This is a genomic window from Candidatus Avoscillospira sp. LCP25S3_F1, from assembly GCF_052117125.1.
Lineage (GTDB): Bacteria > Bacillota > Clostridia > Oscillospirales > Oscillospiraceae > Avoscillospira_A.
The window spans coordinates 1-14,276 of the sequence record NZ_JBQKJT010000020.1; the positions used below are offsets into that span (position 1 = coordinate 1).

Annotated in this window: 7 protein-coding genes and 4 pseudogenes; 6 read left to right on the top strand and 5 right to left on the bottom strand. The window is 52.8% G+C overall.

The features are described from left to right. Positions 1–485: 485 nt before the first annotated feature. Positions 486–656: pseudogene (locus ACTQ33_RS14320) on the bottom strand (recombinase family protein); the annotation flags it as partial. 811 nt (positions 657–1,467) lie between these two features. Here ACTQ33_RS14320 and ACTQ33_RS14325 point away from each other — a divergent pair. The 4 genes and pseudogenes from ACTQ33_RS14325 to ACTQ33_RS14340 form a co-directional block, all read left to right on the top strand. Continuing rightward, positions 1,468–2,124, top strand: coding sequence for a TetR/AcrR family transcriptional regulator (locus ACTQ33_RS14325; protein WP_441364192.1), 657 nt, complete (start codon positions 1,468–1,470; stop codon positions 2,122–2,124). 92 nt (positions 2,125–2,216) lie between these two features. Then, complete coding sequence (locus ACTQ33_RS14330) at positions 2,217–8,129, top strand: YDG domain-containing protein (RefSeq protein WP_441465234.1); 5,913 nt, start codon at positions 2,217–2,219, stop codon at positions 8,127–8,129. Between the two features lie 1,292 nt (positions 8,130–9,421). Next, a pseudogene (locus ACTQ33_RS14335) lies at positions 9,422–9,724 on the top strand (transposase); the annotation flags it as partial. 186 nt (positions 9,725–9,910) lie between these two features. Continuing rightward, a pseudogene (locus ACTQ33_RS14340) lies at positions 9,911–10,414 on the top strand (helix-turn-helix domain-containing protein); the annotation flags it as partial. A gap of 216 nt (positions 10,415–10,630) precedes the next feature. Here ACTQ33_RS14340 and ACTQ33_RS14345 read toward each other — a convergent pair. The 4 genes and pseudogenes from ACTQ33_RS14345 to ACTQ33_RS14360 all read right to left on the bottom strand — a co-directional run. Beyond that, positions 10,631–11,488, bottom strand: a complete 858-nt coding sequence (locus tag ACTQ33_RS14345; protein WP_441364273.1) for a PrsW family glutamic-type intramembrane protease — start codon at positions 11,486–11,488, stop codon at positions 10,631–10,633. A 159-nt stretch (positions 11,489–11,647) separates the two neighbouring features. Beyond that, complete coding sequence (locus ACTQ33_RS14350) at positions 11,648–11,818, bottom strand: hypothetical protein (protein WP_154557410.1); 171 nt, start codon at positions 11,816–11,818, stop codon at positions 11,648–11,650. A gap of 51 nt (positions 11,819–11,869) precedes the next feature. Next, complete coding sequence (locus ACTQ33_RS14355; RefSeq protein WP_441364274.1) at positions 11,870–12,247, bottom strand: TnpV protein; 378 nt, start codon at positions 12,245–12,247, stop codon at positions 11,870–11,872. Beyond that, positions 12,207–12,302 (bottom strand): annotated as a pseudogene (locus tag ACTQ33_RS14360) (helix-turn-helix domain-containing protein); the annotation flags it as partial. The gene ACTQ33_RS14355 and the pseudogene ACTQ33_RS14360, both read right to left, overlap by 41 nt. Positions 12,303–12,529: 227 nt before the next feature. Between ACTQ33_RS14360 and ACTQ33_RS14365 the strand changes: the two are divergent. Together ACTQ33_RS14365 and ACTQ33_RS14370 are read left to right on the top strand one after the other, a co-directional pair. Then, a complete protein-coding gene (locus ACTQ33_RS14365) occupies positions 12,530–13,408 on the top strand; it encodes a DUF6017 domain-containing protein (RefSeq protein WP_204862993.1) in 879 nt (292 codons plus the stop codon). 53 nt (positions 13,409–13,461) lie between these two features. Further along, a complete protein-coding gene (locus ACTQ33_RS14370; RefSeq protein ID WP_441364276.1) occupies positions 13,462–14,208 on the top strand; it encodes a BRO family protein in 747 nt (248 codons plus the stop codon). Positions 14,209–14,276: the final 68 nt, after the last annotated feature.

A 14,276-nucleotide genomic window follows, 5' to 3' on the forward strand; every position in this document is an offset into this window, starting at 1 on the left:
CTGGAGATCTCGCGCAGCGGCTACTATGATTGGCTGCATCACAAGCCCTGTATCCGTGAGCAGCGGAATCAAGCACTGAAACGGAAATTAGTGGAACTACACCAAAAATATACTGCCCTGGGATTGGACAGCCTCTATCATTTGCTCAAACCGGATTTCGGCTGCTCTCGCAAGCGGGTACACTGTCAGATGCGCCTTGCCGGTATCTGTTCGGTCAGACATCAGGCCTATAAAGTCACAACCAACTCCCAGCACAGCCACCCCGTTTCATCGAATCTCCTCAAACGAAACTTCTCCTTTGAGCGCCTGAATCAAGCTTGGGTGGGCGATATTACCTATATTCCCACCGGTGAGGGCTGGCTCTATCCTCCTTGCGCTGCCCATGCGCCTGTTTTGTTCTCTGTTTTGGGTCAAAAAACAGAACTAACTTCACAAAACCCTGTGTTTTCAAGGCCCTCTGAGTTTAGTTCTATATTAACACAGTCATCTTTCGTGATGACAAGGTTGATCTGCCTGCGCTCAATGGATCTCAACATTCTCTGTAAATCAGGACGCTCCATATTAAGACCTGTGAAACCATCGTCCTGATAGACTGCAACAACCTCCCATCCCTGCTTTTCGCAGTATTTTTCCAGCATATCACGCTGAGATGAGATTTATCAAGGTGGTTTTCTGCAATTTATTTGATCCGGCATCTTTGCCACAGAAGTACACAACCAAGAGAATATACCTATTAACCGGCAGGTGTCTCATGGGAGACACCTGCCGGTTTACACAAATAGTAGAAGGATACTTTGCATCACAATAGAGAGCATCGAGATAACCGCCTTATGGATGTTTTCCGCTTTGAGCGAATTTACTTTACAAGAATAAAATCCAGACAGGATTGCCGAAATAAAGCAATTCATAATCGTTGGTAGAAGAATCGCAAGATGGCACATATAGAGCGAAATGCCTGACAAAATGCTTGTTGCACACAGCACAGAAGAAATTATTCCGGCGTATATAGCTTTTTCAGAAACTCGCTTTACAGCAGAGATACCCTGAATCTGCAAGATTTCATTCATCTTGCTTTTATTTTCAAGCAATGTTGAATACAGCACGAAGTAAATATTGGATATCGAAGGAATAGTGATACTCTTCGGCCTTTGTAATATCTATATCATAGCATACTTCTGTCTGCGGCTAATTCTGTTCGGCGCGAACATTTCCCTGAGAGAATATAAATGTAGTGTTTCTGATTAAAGCGTATACCCCGAGCGCCGGCGGTAGTACACTTTCAAACCGGCTTCCTCCGCTACGCCATCTGCTACGGCCTTTCCAGACACCTTGTCCAGATGCCCTGCAAGGTTTACGATTTTTATCTTCGCTTTTGCGCAAAGAAAAATTTCTCTTGCATATTATAAGTATTTCTATTATAATAGTGTTACTATATTTATATCTTATCACTCCAAAAGGGGGCAGGTTATGGCAAGAAATATCGCCCGGGACGAGAGAGAGGCAGAACGCAGGAAAAAGCAACTGCTGGAAGCAGGGCTTGATTTATTCTCCAGGCATGGAATTGAAGCGGTCAGTTTGCAGATGGTGGCCGAGACAGCGGATGTGGGCATCGCCACCCTGTACAAGTATTATCAGAACAAGCTGAATTTGGTGATCGCCATCAGCGCCGACATGTGGGAAACGGTGTGGAAGGAGGTCTTACAGGCCGTCGACCCGGAAGACCTGGAAAGCCGGAATGCTTATCAGCTGGTCGAGCTCTATTGTGATTCCATGCTCCGCCTCTACCGGGAGCGGCCGGAGGTTCTGCGCTTTAGCGCGAATTACAAAAGCTACATCTGCCGGGAAGGGGCGTCGGAGGAGCAGCTTGCGGTGCAGCTTGATGTACTAAAGCCCATAGGCATGCTTTTTCACCGGAAATATGAAGCGGCCAAGGCGGACGGCAGCATCCGCACCGATCTCCCGGAAGATGAATTGTTCACCACCATCACCCTGACCATGCTGGGCATGGCGGAACGGTACGCGCAGGGGCTCGTATGGGCAAACAACCGTACCGGCGACTATTGGAAGGAGCTGTCCCACCTGAAGGAAATGCTGCTGGCATGGGTCAGGGACACATCGAACTGAAAAAGCTCATGAAGGGGGTACCCCCTTCATGATGGGATGTTCCATCCCATCAAAACTTTGTCCACACGCCAATTATGAAAGAGGAAACAGAAATGAAGAAAAAAGCAATCAGTATTCTGCTGACGCTGGCCCTGTGCCTGAGTCTGCTGCCCGCGACGGCGCTGGCGGCGGGAAGCGTCTCATATCTGGACGCAAACGGCAATGCGCAGACCTGCGACAGCTACACCGAGGCAAAGAGCAGCGAGGACAGACCCAACTCCAAAGACGCCACTTGGGGCACAGACGGCGCCGATACATGGTATGTGGTGAATGGAGCGGTCACCATATACGGCGTCCTCAATCTCAAGGGCAATGTGCACCTGATCCTGACCGACGGATGTACACTTGCTGTCAAATTTTTTTTATTCGGCCAAAATAATTGCAACCTGACCATCTACGGGCAGAATGCTGGTACCGGCAAGCTGATCGCCACGGGCGGCGGCGAGGTAAACTACCCTTATGGAATACGCATCGACAATGGCGGCTCCCTTACCATCAACGGTGGCGTGATCGAGGCCAGCGCCGCCAACTCCAAAGACGCAGCAGGCATCAAGGCTACCTACGGCACCGTCACCATCAACGGCGGCTCCGTCACCGCCGGCAGCGCGAACGACGGCGCGGGCATTTACGTCAAGACCCTCAACATCAACGGCGGCACCGTCACCGCCACCGGCACTGGCAGCGGCGTGGGCATCAAAGGCTCCGCGGCCAGCAGCATCACCATCACCGGCGGCAATGTTACCGCCACCGCCGCCAGCGGCGCGGGCATCAGCGGCGGCACCATCACGATCAGCGGCAGCACCGAGGTCACCGCCAACGGCGCCGGCAGCGGCGCGGGCATCGATGCCATCTCCGCCAGCAATTCCAAAGGCAGCGTCAACATAGAAGACAGCGCCAAGGTCACTGCCAAAGCCGGAGCCAGCGGCGGCGCAGGCATCAGCGGCGGTGAAATCAGCATCAGCGGCAGCACCGAGGTCGAAGCCACCGGCGGCGAAAACGGCGCGGGCATCGGCGGCGGCCAGGAAGGCTCCGGCGGCGAGATCACCATCAGCGGCGGCACCGTCGAAGCCACCGGTGGAGGCAGAGGCGCGGGCATCGGCGGCGGCAATGTCGGCTCCGGCGGCAAGATCACCATCAGCGGCGGCACCGTTACTGCCACGGGCGGCATATATGCCGCGGGCATCGGCGGCGGCAAGAGCGGCAGCAGCGGCACCATCGACATCAGCGGCGGCAAAGTCACAGCCACCGGCGGCGGCCAATTCGGCGCAGGCATCGGCGGCGGCCAGCAAGGCTCCGGCGAAAGCATTACCATCTCCGGCAGCGGCGCTGTCACCGCCACCGGCGGCGACAGCGCCGCCGGTATCGGCGGCGGCTGGGGCGGCGACGGCGGCACCATCACCATCAACGGCGGCAAAGTCACTGCCAACGGCAGCGGCACCGCCAACGGCGGCGCAGGCATTGGCGGCGGCAGCAACGCCTCCGGCGGCGAAATCACCATCACCGGCGGCACCGTCACCGCCAACGGCGGCGAAAACAGCGCGGGTATCGGCGGCGGCAGCAACGCCTCCGGCGGCGAAATCACCATCACCGGCGGCACCGTCACCGCCAATGGCGGCACTTCCAGCCACCGGACCGGCGCGGGCATCGGCGGCAGTGGCGGCAGCTTTGCAACCGACGGCAGCGGAAAAGCCGTCATTTATGCCAACAGCATCAGCGACCAGAGCGGCAAGGCAAGCTGGAGCGGCATCATCTTTGAGGGCAGCAACGGCGGCGTTTACGGCAGCCAGAGCCTGAGCAGCACCTTTACCGTGAAAAGCGGGGAAAACCTGCTGATCGACAAGAACGCCACCTTGAATGCTGGCAGCAACCTCACCAACAACGGCAATGTCTATGTGGACGGCACCCTGACCGGCGCGGTGGGCGGCAATGTGTATTACCGCCTGTTCCTCACAAACTGCACGGCGGCGGGTACGACCGAATATAAAAGCAATTCCTACGCAAAACAGGGGACGGCTGTCACCCTGACCCCCAACACCCCGCCCGACGGTCAGCGCTTCGACCATTGGAACGCGCCCGCCGGTCTGACCATCAACGCGGACAACAAATTCACCATGCCCAGTAAGGCGGTGGATATCTCTGCGGCGTACATCCAGGCGGTGCAGATTACGACCCAGCCCACTGCTCAGACCGTCACCTATGGCGCAGACGTCACCCTCAGCATTGCCGCGCAGAATCCCAGCGGCAATGCGACAGGAATTACCTACCAGTGGTACAAGGATAGCTCCGCACTGCCGGGAGAAACCTCGAACACGCTGACCCTGACCAAGCCCAACGCGGGTACATACCAATACCATTGCGCGGTCACCTATGATGGAATCACTATCAATAGTGGTTCGGCCACCGTCACGGTGAATAAGGCTGCCGGCAGCGTGACTATCACCGGTAACCCCGGCAAGACCTATGACGGACAGCCCGCTGTCCTGACAGAGAGCGGCTATACAGTTACCGGCGACGGAGCCGTCACCGTGGAGTATACGAAGCAGGGCGAAAACAGTTACTCCACCGCCGCCCCCACAAACGCGGGCGACTACACCGTCAAGGTCACCCAGGCGGTCGGCACCAACTATGCCGAAGCCTCCTCCACGAAGGACTTCACCATCAGCCCCAGACCGGTCACCGTATCCGGTATTACCGCCAACGGCAAGACCTATGACGGCAACACTGAGGCTACCTTGATCTATTCGGGCGTGACGCTGGCCGGCAAGCTGGACGGCGATACCCTGACCGTCACCGCCACCGGTACCTTTACGGATAAGAACGCCGCTGATGGCAAGACGGTCAACATCACTAATCTGACTCTGGGCGGCGCCAGCAAGGACAACTACACTCTGGCGGCGGAAGGGCAGCAGTCCACAACCACTGCCAGCATCAGCCCCAAGCAAGTCACTGTGACCATCCAGCCCAAGAGCAGCGCCTACGGCGCGGCCATCGCGGAGCTGACGGCTACCGACAATGGCATCGTACCCGGCGACACCGGCGTTTACACCCTGTCCACTACCGCCACTTCTGCCAGCCCTGTGGGCACCTATGACATCACCGGCACATCTAATTCCACGAACTATGACCTCACCTTTACCGGCAGCGACGGTGCTTACACCATCACCGCGGCGTCCCTGTCTCCCTCCGTCACCCTGGACGGCTGGACCTACGGCGATACACCCAAAGGCCCTGTGGTGACCGGCAACACAGAGAACGGCGAAGTCACCTACCTGTATAAGGTCTGGAGTGCTTCCGATGAAACCTATTCGCCAACCGTCCCCACCGAGGCTGGCAAATACTCCGTGAAGGCCACCATCGCCGCCACCGCCAACTATCAGCAAGATGTGGTTTACGACGATTTTACCATTGTACCCAAGGTTCTGACCGTCACCGGCCTGACGGCCACCGATCGGGTCTATGACGGCACAACGAATGTTACCCTGACCGGCGGTGAACTGTCCGGCATTGTGGCCGGTGACGAAGGACGGGTCACGGCCGCCATGCCCACCACCGGCACCATCGCGAACGCCGATGCAGGCAATGGCAAGCTCGTTACCTATGCCACTATTGACCTGACCGGTGACAAGTCGGAAAACTATGCCCTGCGCCGGCCCGAGGTCACCGTGAACATCTCCAAGGCTGATCCCAACGTGGGTGAGGTCAGCTATTCGGGCGACACCATCTACACCAGTACCCCGCTGAACAGCATCACTCTGAGCAAGACCGGTGCCACTGACGGTACGCTGAAGCTGACGGATAACCAGACCCTGACGGCTGGTACGGCTGACTACGGCTGGACCTTTACCCCCACCGACAGCACCAACTACAAAACCGTTATCGGCACCATCAGCCTGACCGTGGAGGGCGATACGCTGAGCAGCATCTCCGCTTCTGGCACACCTGCCAAAACCAGCTACCAGTACGGCGAGTCTTTCGAGACCGACGGCCTGACCGTCACCGCCACCTATGTCAGCGGCACCACCAGAGATGTCACCGCTGAGGTGACTTTCGGCGCTCTGGCCGTGGGTGATACCTCCATCGAGCTGGCCTATCAGGGCAAGACCTGCACCATCAGCGGTCTCACCGTTGACAAGGCCGACGCGCCGATGCTGGCCGATATTTCTGTCAAACAGAAGTACACCACGACCAGCGGTGAGAAAGACATCGGAGCTGCGGGTATGCCTGATAAAGCCGGAGTCCTGACCTATGCCAAGGGCACCGAGACCACAACCGGCACCGTTACTGTAACCAGTTGGGATGTGGACTCCACCGGCAAGGTGACCTACACGCTGTCCGGCGGCACCGTTAACGACACTGTGACCCTGCCCATCAAGATCACCTCCACCAACTACGCGGATTCCACCGTCAATGTGGTGATCACCCTGACGGATAAGGAAACTCCCACAGCAACTGCCAATGACATCACCGTGACCTATACCGGCTCCGCTGTTCCGGACAGCGCCATTACCGGCACCGCCAGCGTGGAAGGCAGTTGGAGCTTCAAGAACGCGGTTCCCGTGAATGTTGCGGACAGCAGCGACAGCGTGACCGTGGTGTTCACCCCCGCGGACACGAACACCTATGAAACGGTTGAGGATATCATCAAGGTGACCATCAACAAGGCCACCCCCACCGGTACGCCCGCCTACACCGCCATCACCTCCGACGGCAAGACCCTGGCGGACGCGGCGCTGGCTATCGGCACCATCACGCCGACCGGCGGCTCCATCGTGTGGGACGTTGCCGCCGACACCGCTGTGACAGCCAACACCGCCTACAACTGGACTTATACCCCCACTGACGGGGACAACTACAACAATCTGACCGGAAGCATTACGCCCTATGTGGTGTCCTACTCCGGCGGCGGTTCTTCCTCCAACACCACCACCAAAACGGAGAAGAATGAAGACGGCTCCACCACCACGACCGTGACCGACAAGACCACCGGCACCGTGACTGAGACCACTAAGAACACCGACGGCAGCACCACTGTTGTGGAAACCAAGAAGGACGGCACCGTCACCGAGACAAATAAGGCTGCCGACGGCACCACCGGAACCGTCGTTACGGATAAGAACGGCGACGTTACCGAGGTCAAGTCCAGCGTGTCCGACAAGGCCGCCACGGAAGCCGCCAAGAGCGGCGATGCCGTGACTCTGCCTGTGGAAGTCCCCACTGCCAAGAACACCGGGGACGCCCCCGCTGTGGATGTCACTGTGCCCAAGAGCGCCGGCTCCGTCAAGGTCGAGATCCCCGTCGAGACCGTTACTCCCGGCACTGTGGCCGTCATCGTCAATGCCGACGGCACCGAGGAGATCGTCAAGACATCCATTCCCACTGAAAATGGCGTGGCGCTGACACTGGCTGGCTCCGCCACTGTGAAAATCGTGGACAACGCCAAGGTGTTCGTGGACATTCATCCCGTCAACCACTGGGCAAAGGACGCCGTGGACTTCGCCTCTGCCCGGGGCATCACCGGCGGCACTTCCGACTCTAGCTTCTCTCCCAACGCTTCCTGCACCCGTGCGCAGATTGTTACCTTCCTGTGGCGGGCGGCTGGCAGCCCCGAGCCGGAAAACCTGAGCGACTTTTCCGATGTTCCCGCGGATGCCTACTATGCCAAGGCGGTGGCGTGGGCACTGGAGAACGGCATCACGGGAGGGACCGGCAATGGTATGTTCAGCCCCGATGCCACCTGCACCCGCAGTCAGAGCGTGACCTTCCTCTATCGCGCGGCCGGGTCTCCCACGGCTTCTGATGGCATCGCGTTCGGCGATGTTACCGCTGAGAGCTACTATGCCGATGCCGTGGCTTGGGCCGCGCAGAACGGCATCACCGGCGGCATTGGCAGCGGACTCTTTGGACCTGCCAATGAGTGCTCTCGGGCTCAGATCGTGACCTTCCTGTACCGCTTCATGGTCAAGTAAAAAGGGCTTGAGCAACAGTAAGGCTAAAAATTAAACAGATGAAGGCGGCGGCAAGGAATAGACCGATTCCTTGCCGCCGCCTTTGCTTTGCTGTTATCGACCAAAAGAAAGCCGACTATGAAGTAACCCATTTCTCTCTCCTGAAGATCTAGCATTTCACGCAGAATTTTAATCTGGCGTCAAATTTGTACATATTCTATGGCCTCAGCAGCAGTTTTTCCGAAAAGAATTCGGAAACACCGCTGCTGACTGCGTTGGGGTACTATACAGGACTACAGCATAAGACAGCTTGTTAAAGTATGCCATTTATTGGCTGTCCTCTACTTTCTTTCACAGTAAGATTCCTCCCAACATTGTGATTACAACTTCGGTTTGTTTTTAATATTATACTTCATCAGAATAAAGAATGGAAGATTTTTTCTACCTCCACAGCCTAATAGAATGCTATTTTTTATACTTATAGTCCGCTTCGACTATCGCATTGATTCAATCAATGCAAGAAAAATATTCTCAGAAGTTACTCCGGCCTCATTAAGTGCGATGACTTGCCTTGCTTCGTTCTGATCCTTAGACGAAACACGGATATATCCGTACATTCTTTTTGACATGATAAATCCTCCGTAAAAAGCGGCCTGTTGAATCAAAAACTATTCAATAGGCTGCGGGTTGATACAATGTTCTGTGTAAGATGAGCAAAAAAGTAGTTATCTTTCCAATTCCTTGATCTTCTTTTTGCGCTGTTTCTGTTGCGCCTGCTGATACCGTCTTTGCAACAATTGCTCACGCACGGAGCGAATTTCCGTTTCCTCACGGAGCAGGCTCGCCACATCCTGCTTGCAGCCAGCCATCGTCGCAAAATCATATTTTTCGCCATAGGCGGCTTTCACACGGTCAATGGCAGAGCGTTCCTGTTCCTTGCGAATATCAAGCCGGGCATCCATCAGCTCGGCGGCATCCATACCGGCAGCTTTCTCTTTTAGTTCGGCATAGTGCTTCAAGGCTTCATCAAGCTCGGCAGAATACTTTGCTTCCTGCTCGGACAGCTTCTGCAACGCACCCTCCAATACGGCGATTTCTTTCTTCATGGCAGAAATACCCGCATCATCGGTGCAGTCCAAAGAGTAAAGCAGCATTTCCTTGTCGGTTTTCAGCTCCTCCAACTCCTCGGTCAACTCGGTAATGCGTCGGGTAAGGTCGTGTAGTTTGGGTATCTGATAGAAAGGCGTTTCCTTTTTCTCCGCAAGCAGAGCTTTCCGTTCCTTGGATTTGTCCTTGATCTGCTGTACCAATCCCCCATAGCGTTCAAGCTCTGGCTTGACTGCCTTGACGCGCTTGACCATAATCTCAGCACCTATTTCAAGTATCCCCAGGAGGTTCGCAGACTGATCTACACCACCAATGCCATCGAGGGTTTCAACCGCCAGCTGCGCAAGGTGACCAAGGCCAAGTCCGTCTTTCCCACCGATGACAGCCTGCTGAAAATGCTGTATCTGGCCATGATGGACATTACAAAAAAGTGGACTGGGCGGCGGCAGGACTGGAGCCTGATCCACGCTCAGATGGCCATCTATTTTGCCGAGCGTATGCCCGAGTAACACCGCCGGGGCCGGATGTCAGTGACAAGCTGAACGGCTCCGCCACCCTTGACATCCGCCACCACCGGCGTTATGTTGTTGAAAAGGCGAAACGGCGGCAGCCGGATTTCCCCGGCTACCGCCCTGAATAAATTTTGCTCTATTCGCACCTTAAATGGTGTTTACACGGAATTTGGGATTGACCCTCTGCTCTGCGAACTTGCCACCCATAAGGACTTTATCAAGTTTCTTGCGGACATTGAGATTTATGTGGATGGGATTGCCACCATGCAGATTCAAAACCTCAACGCCATTGTCGATACTGTCCGGCATGAAATCATTGAACGGTATCGCCCTGGCGAAGACGACCCGCATTTGAAGGTGCTGCAAGCTACCCATATCAGTGATGATGAGTATTTCAGTCACATGGTTCTGGATGACCTCAACCTGATTATCCGGGATATTCGGGAAGCCCACAAAAAGGACAGTGAGAGTGCGCCCCAAACTACCGTTGCTGATGAACTGAAAGAAAATCTGGAAGCGGTCGAAAATTTCAAGGGCAGCCGGGATGAAAAGCTCGTTGTACTTTACTGCAAGCAGCTCGGTATCAACTATGAAAATCTGTCAGACGAAGAATTTCGCTGGCTCATTCGTATTCTCAAAAAGTCAAAGAAAATGGGAACGCCTATCAGCCAGAGGAAAAAACGGTAAAGAAAAACCGCTGTTGCATGGTTTGTTAGCTTCCATGTAGCAGCGGTTCGTGCTGTGATTATTCAGTTAGAATTTCTGAAAGACAAGCTGGAAGTTATCTAAAAAATAGGAGGGAAACCCCCTCCTATTTTAGCTTTTTTATTAAACATATTTTTATTAATTATATCTTTTAATTAGCTTATTATTAAACAATTTTTATATTTTTTGAACACAATGTCAATTTAATTCTGCAGCTTTATCAAATTCTCTCGTCGCTAGTATATTGTCATTGTCATCCAAGCGATTCACAATGGTGAATACATAATAAGCAAGATTTAAGTTAATACTTCCAAACAAAGGATTCACCCAATCTCCTTCAAGTGGAGAATTCCATATAAAATGCAGGATAACCGGTGCCAAAATTAAGCAAAGTGCTTTAAGCCTTGGTACTGCAGGCACATTTTTAATAACGGCTATAAGTCCAACACCGAATACTATTCCAAAAGCCATATGACTGCCAAGAGCATTTGACACTCTCTCGAAAGCTATTGAAAATCCACTGTTTGTTTCTCCAAAAGTAGCTTGAGAAATATACGCCCAATCCTCCAAAACCTGAAAACCGAATCCAGAAATCATGCCTGACACAAATGCTTCCTTTAATGAAATTCCTCTGCATAGTAAATATACTAAAAGTACAACTAAACCTTTTGCAATCTCTTCTGTAAATGGTGCTGTTAAAGCAGCTCCCCAACTATCAATCACAGCTCTTGGAACACTTGTCGAAAATAAAACCTGTGAAATTAGAGCGTTCCCCTCACCACCTAGATACAGCGGTATTGTAAATCCTAGTATAAAGCTTAGCAAAACAACCTTACGTGAAACATTTAATCTGTTAACCAAATGGCGTACAAAGAATGCAGTCGGCACAGCATACAATAGTACCAGACTCGAAGCAGTCAAAAACGCTGGAAACAGCGCTACGGATTTATCCTTCTCCGCAAACTGACTAAAAAAGTCACGAAAACCTACAAATACCAACGCTACAGTTATGATAACCAGCAATTTGTATCCATAATTGTCAAAAAATTTCCTCATATAAACCCCTCCAATTTTTTAAGAATATAGATATACGATTATATCAATACTATCCAAATATAATATATCTGATAAATTTACTATATAGTTAACATATATATTTTTTTTGAAAATTTAGTATAGTATATCATAAAAAGTTGGAAAAGTCAATTTTTCATATCAATCATCTTTTTTACTATGATTTTTTTGTATGTAACAGCCTATAAGACCCCCAATTACCAAACCAATAAGTCCCCCTAATGTGTCACTTAAAATTTTTCCAATAACATATCCAACTACAGCCCATATATACCATTTACACATGATATCTGATACCTTCAAATCATTCATGATAATTTTCCTCCCCAAATTTCGATTTATCATAATTATTCTACCATATCGTTATGAATAAATCATCTCATGCAAAACAATTTCTTCTGCCCGGTTGTGAATGTTATTGCAACGCTGCACCCATTCCATTTGACAGGTACGCTTTAATTCCTCAGTCACACCCTCGGCAGCTTTCATCTGCTCCATGATGATGTCTAACCGTTCCTGTGCCTGTTCGTTCAGGTCTGCAAGATATGTCCACAATTCTCCAGTCAGTATCAATGTGTTCAATCTGGCTGGGTGGACTTCTCTTAAATATTCCCGGTGCATCCGTCCGTACTTTCCGATGGGGCGGTGTTCCTCCGGCAATTTCAAGTCCGGGATGTAGTAATCCCCAACAAGGATATAATCAATTCCGTTTCCCATTATTCTTGGTTTCAATTCGCTCATGTTCCTTACCTCCTGTGGAAGCAGGCTCGTCTGGTACTAACTCAATCACATCGGTATCAAGGACGCCATCCGGGAGAACTACCAGTCCCAGTATGACATGGAATCCGCTGACATTGACCGGCTTTTGCAGTCTCTGCCGTTTTATCAGGACGAGGACCCGTTTGACCGGCTGCCGCCGCCCAAGCGTCTCACCCGCTTTCATAAGGATAGCTGAACGCCACAGTCTTTTTCACGAAAGATTGTGGCTTATTTTATGTCAAAAATCAGAGAGGAGTGAAGTCAATGGCGGTCTTTCGGATTGAAAGAACCCGTGATTATACTGTGATGAGCAATCACCACCTGCGAAATGAAAAATTGTCCCTGAAAGCCAAGGGGCTGCTTTCCATGATGTTGTCCCTGCCGGATGACTGGAACTATACCACCCGTGGCCTTGCGAAAATCTGCAAGGAGGGCGTGGATGCCATCGGCGGGGCGCTGCGGGAGCTGGAACGTGCCGGTTACATCGTGCGTCACCAGATGCGTGACCGGCAGGGCCGGATCAGCGACACCGAGTATGTCATCTACGAGCAGCCACAGCCGAAAAACCCGGATACGCCCCAGCCGGATACGGCTGCACCAGATACGGAAAACCCGTATCTGGATAAACCGGATACGGAAAAGCCCGCGGAATTAAATATAGAGAAATCAAATACCCAAAAATCAATTACTCATGGATCAAGTACCGATTCTATTCCCTTCCGGGAGGCAGCGGCGGGAGACCCGCCGGAACGGAAAGGAAGGGATGCGATGCCGATGGCAGAGGTAGAGAGCTATCGGGAATTGATTTTGGAGAACGTTGAGTACGACCACCTGTGCCGGGAGTTTGAGAACTACCGGGAGGACCTGGACGAGATCGTAGAGCTGATGGTGGAAACCGTCTGTGCCAAGCGCAAAACCACCCGGATTGCTGGGGCAGATTTCCCCCATGAGGTGGTGCGCTCCCGGTTTTTGAAGCTGGACAGCTCACACATCGAGTTTGTCATGGATTGTTTGCAGAAAAACACCACCCAGGTCCGCAACATGAAGCAGTATTTGCTGACGGTGCTGTTCAATGCGCCCACCACCATGAGCAATCACTACACGTCACAAGTCAATCACGATATGAACGCAGGCGGCTGGTAAGGCCGCTTTTTTTATTCCAAGGCCCTATAACGACTTTTACAGGAGGTTACGACATGAGCCAGATGGAAATTTTCAAAAACCCGGAGTTTGGCAACATCCGCGTCATCGAGGAGAACGGCAAGTATCTGTTCTGCGGTTTGGATGTTACAGCTGCACTCGGCTACAAAGATTCCGCCAAAGCATTGAAAACGCACTGCACATCCGATGGGTGGGCGTTTTACCCACTCATCGACAATGTGGGCAGAACCCAGCAAACCCGGTTTATCTCGGAGGGAAATCTGTACCGCCTGATTGCTCACAGCAAGCTGCCCTCTGCGGAACGGTTTGAACGCTGGGTATTCGATGAGGTGCTGCCCACCATCCGAAAGCATGGGGTCTACATCACCAGGGAAAAGCTGTGGGAGATGGCGACTTCCCCGGAGGCCATGATGAAGCTCTGTTCCGACCTGCTGGCCGAGCGCGAGAAAAATGCGGCGCTGCGGGAGGAAAATGCCATGTTGGAGGGCAAGGCCGCCTTTTACGACCTGTTCATCGACCTCAAGCACAGCACCAACCTCCGTACCACCGCCAAGGAGCTGGTTGTGCCGGAGCGTCGCTTTGTCCGGTTTCTGCTGAAACAGCGGTTTGTATACCGCACGGCATCCGGGAATGTACTGCCCTACGCAAAGCCCTCCAACGACGGCCTGTTTTGCGTCAAAGACTACTGCAACCACGGGCATATCGGCTCCTACACGCTGGTGACGCCCCAGGGAAAACTGTATTTTGCTGAACTGCGGGACAGTATCCTGCTGATGATCTGATGACCAACTATCTTCTGCGGCGGTTGATGGTCCCGCCTTAGTTTTAAGTGCCACCCCTGCTAAATTCC

Coding starts and splice junctions, on each gene's coding strand:
- ACTQ33_RS14325 (WP_441364192.1), top strand. CDS start 1,468: ATGGCAAGAAATATCGCCCGGGACGAGAGAGAGGCAGAACGCAGGAAA.
- ACTQ33_RS14330 (WP_441465234.1), top strand. CDS start 2,217: ATGAAGAAAAAAGCAATCAGTATTCTGCTGACGCTGGCCCTGTGCCTG.
- ACTQ33_RS14345 (WP_441364273.1), bottom strand. CDS start 11,488: ATGAGGAAATTTTTTGACAATTATGGATACAAATTGCTGGTTATCATA.
- ACTQ33_RS14350 (WP_154557410.1), bottom strand. CDS start 11,818: ATGAATGATTTGAAGGTATCAGATATCATGTGTAAATGGTATATATGG.
- ACTQ33_RS14355 (WP_441364274.1), bottom strand. CDS start 12,247: ATGAGCGAATTGAAACCAAGAATAATGGGAAACGGAATTGATTATATC.
- ACTQ33_RS14365 (WP_204862993.1), top strand. CDS start 12,530: ATGGCGGTCTTTCGGATTGAAAGAACCCGTGATTATACTGTGATGAGC.
- ACTQ33_RS14370 (WP_441364276.1), top strand. CDS start 13,462: ATGAGCCAGATGGAAATTTTCAAAAACCCGGAGTTTGGCAACATCCGC.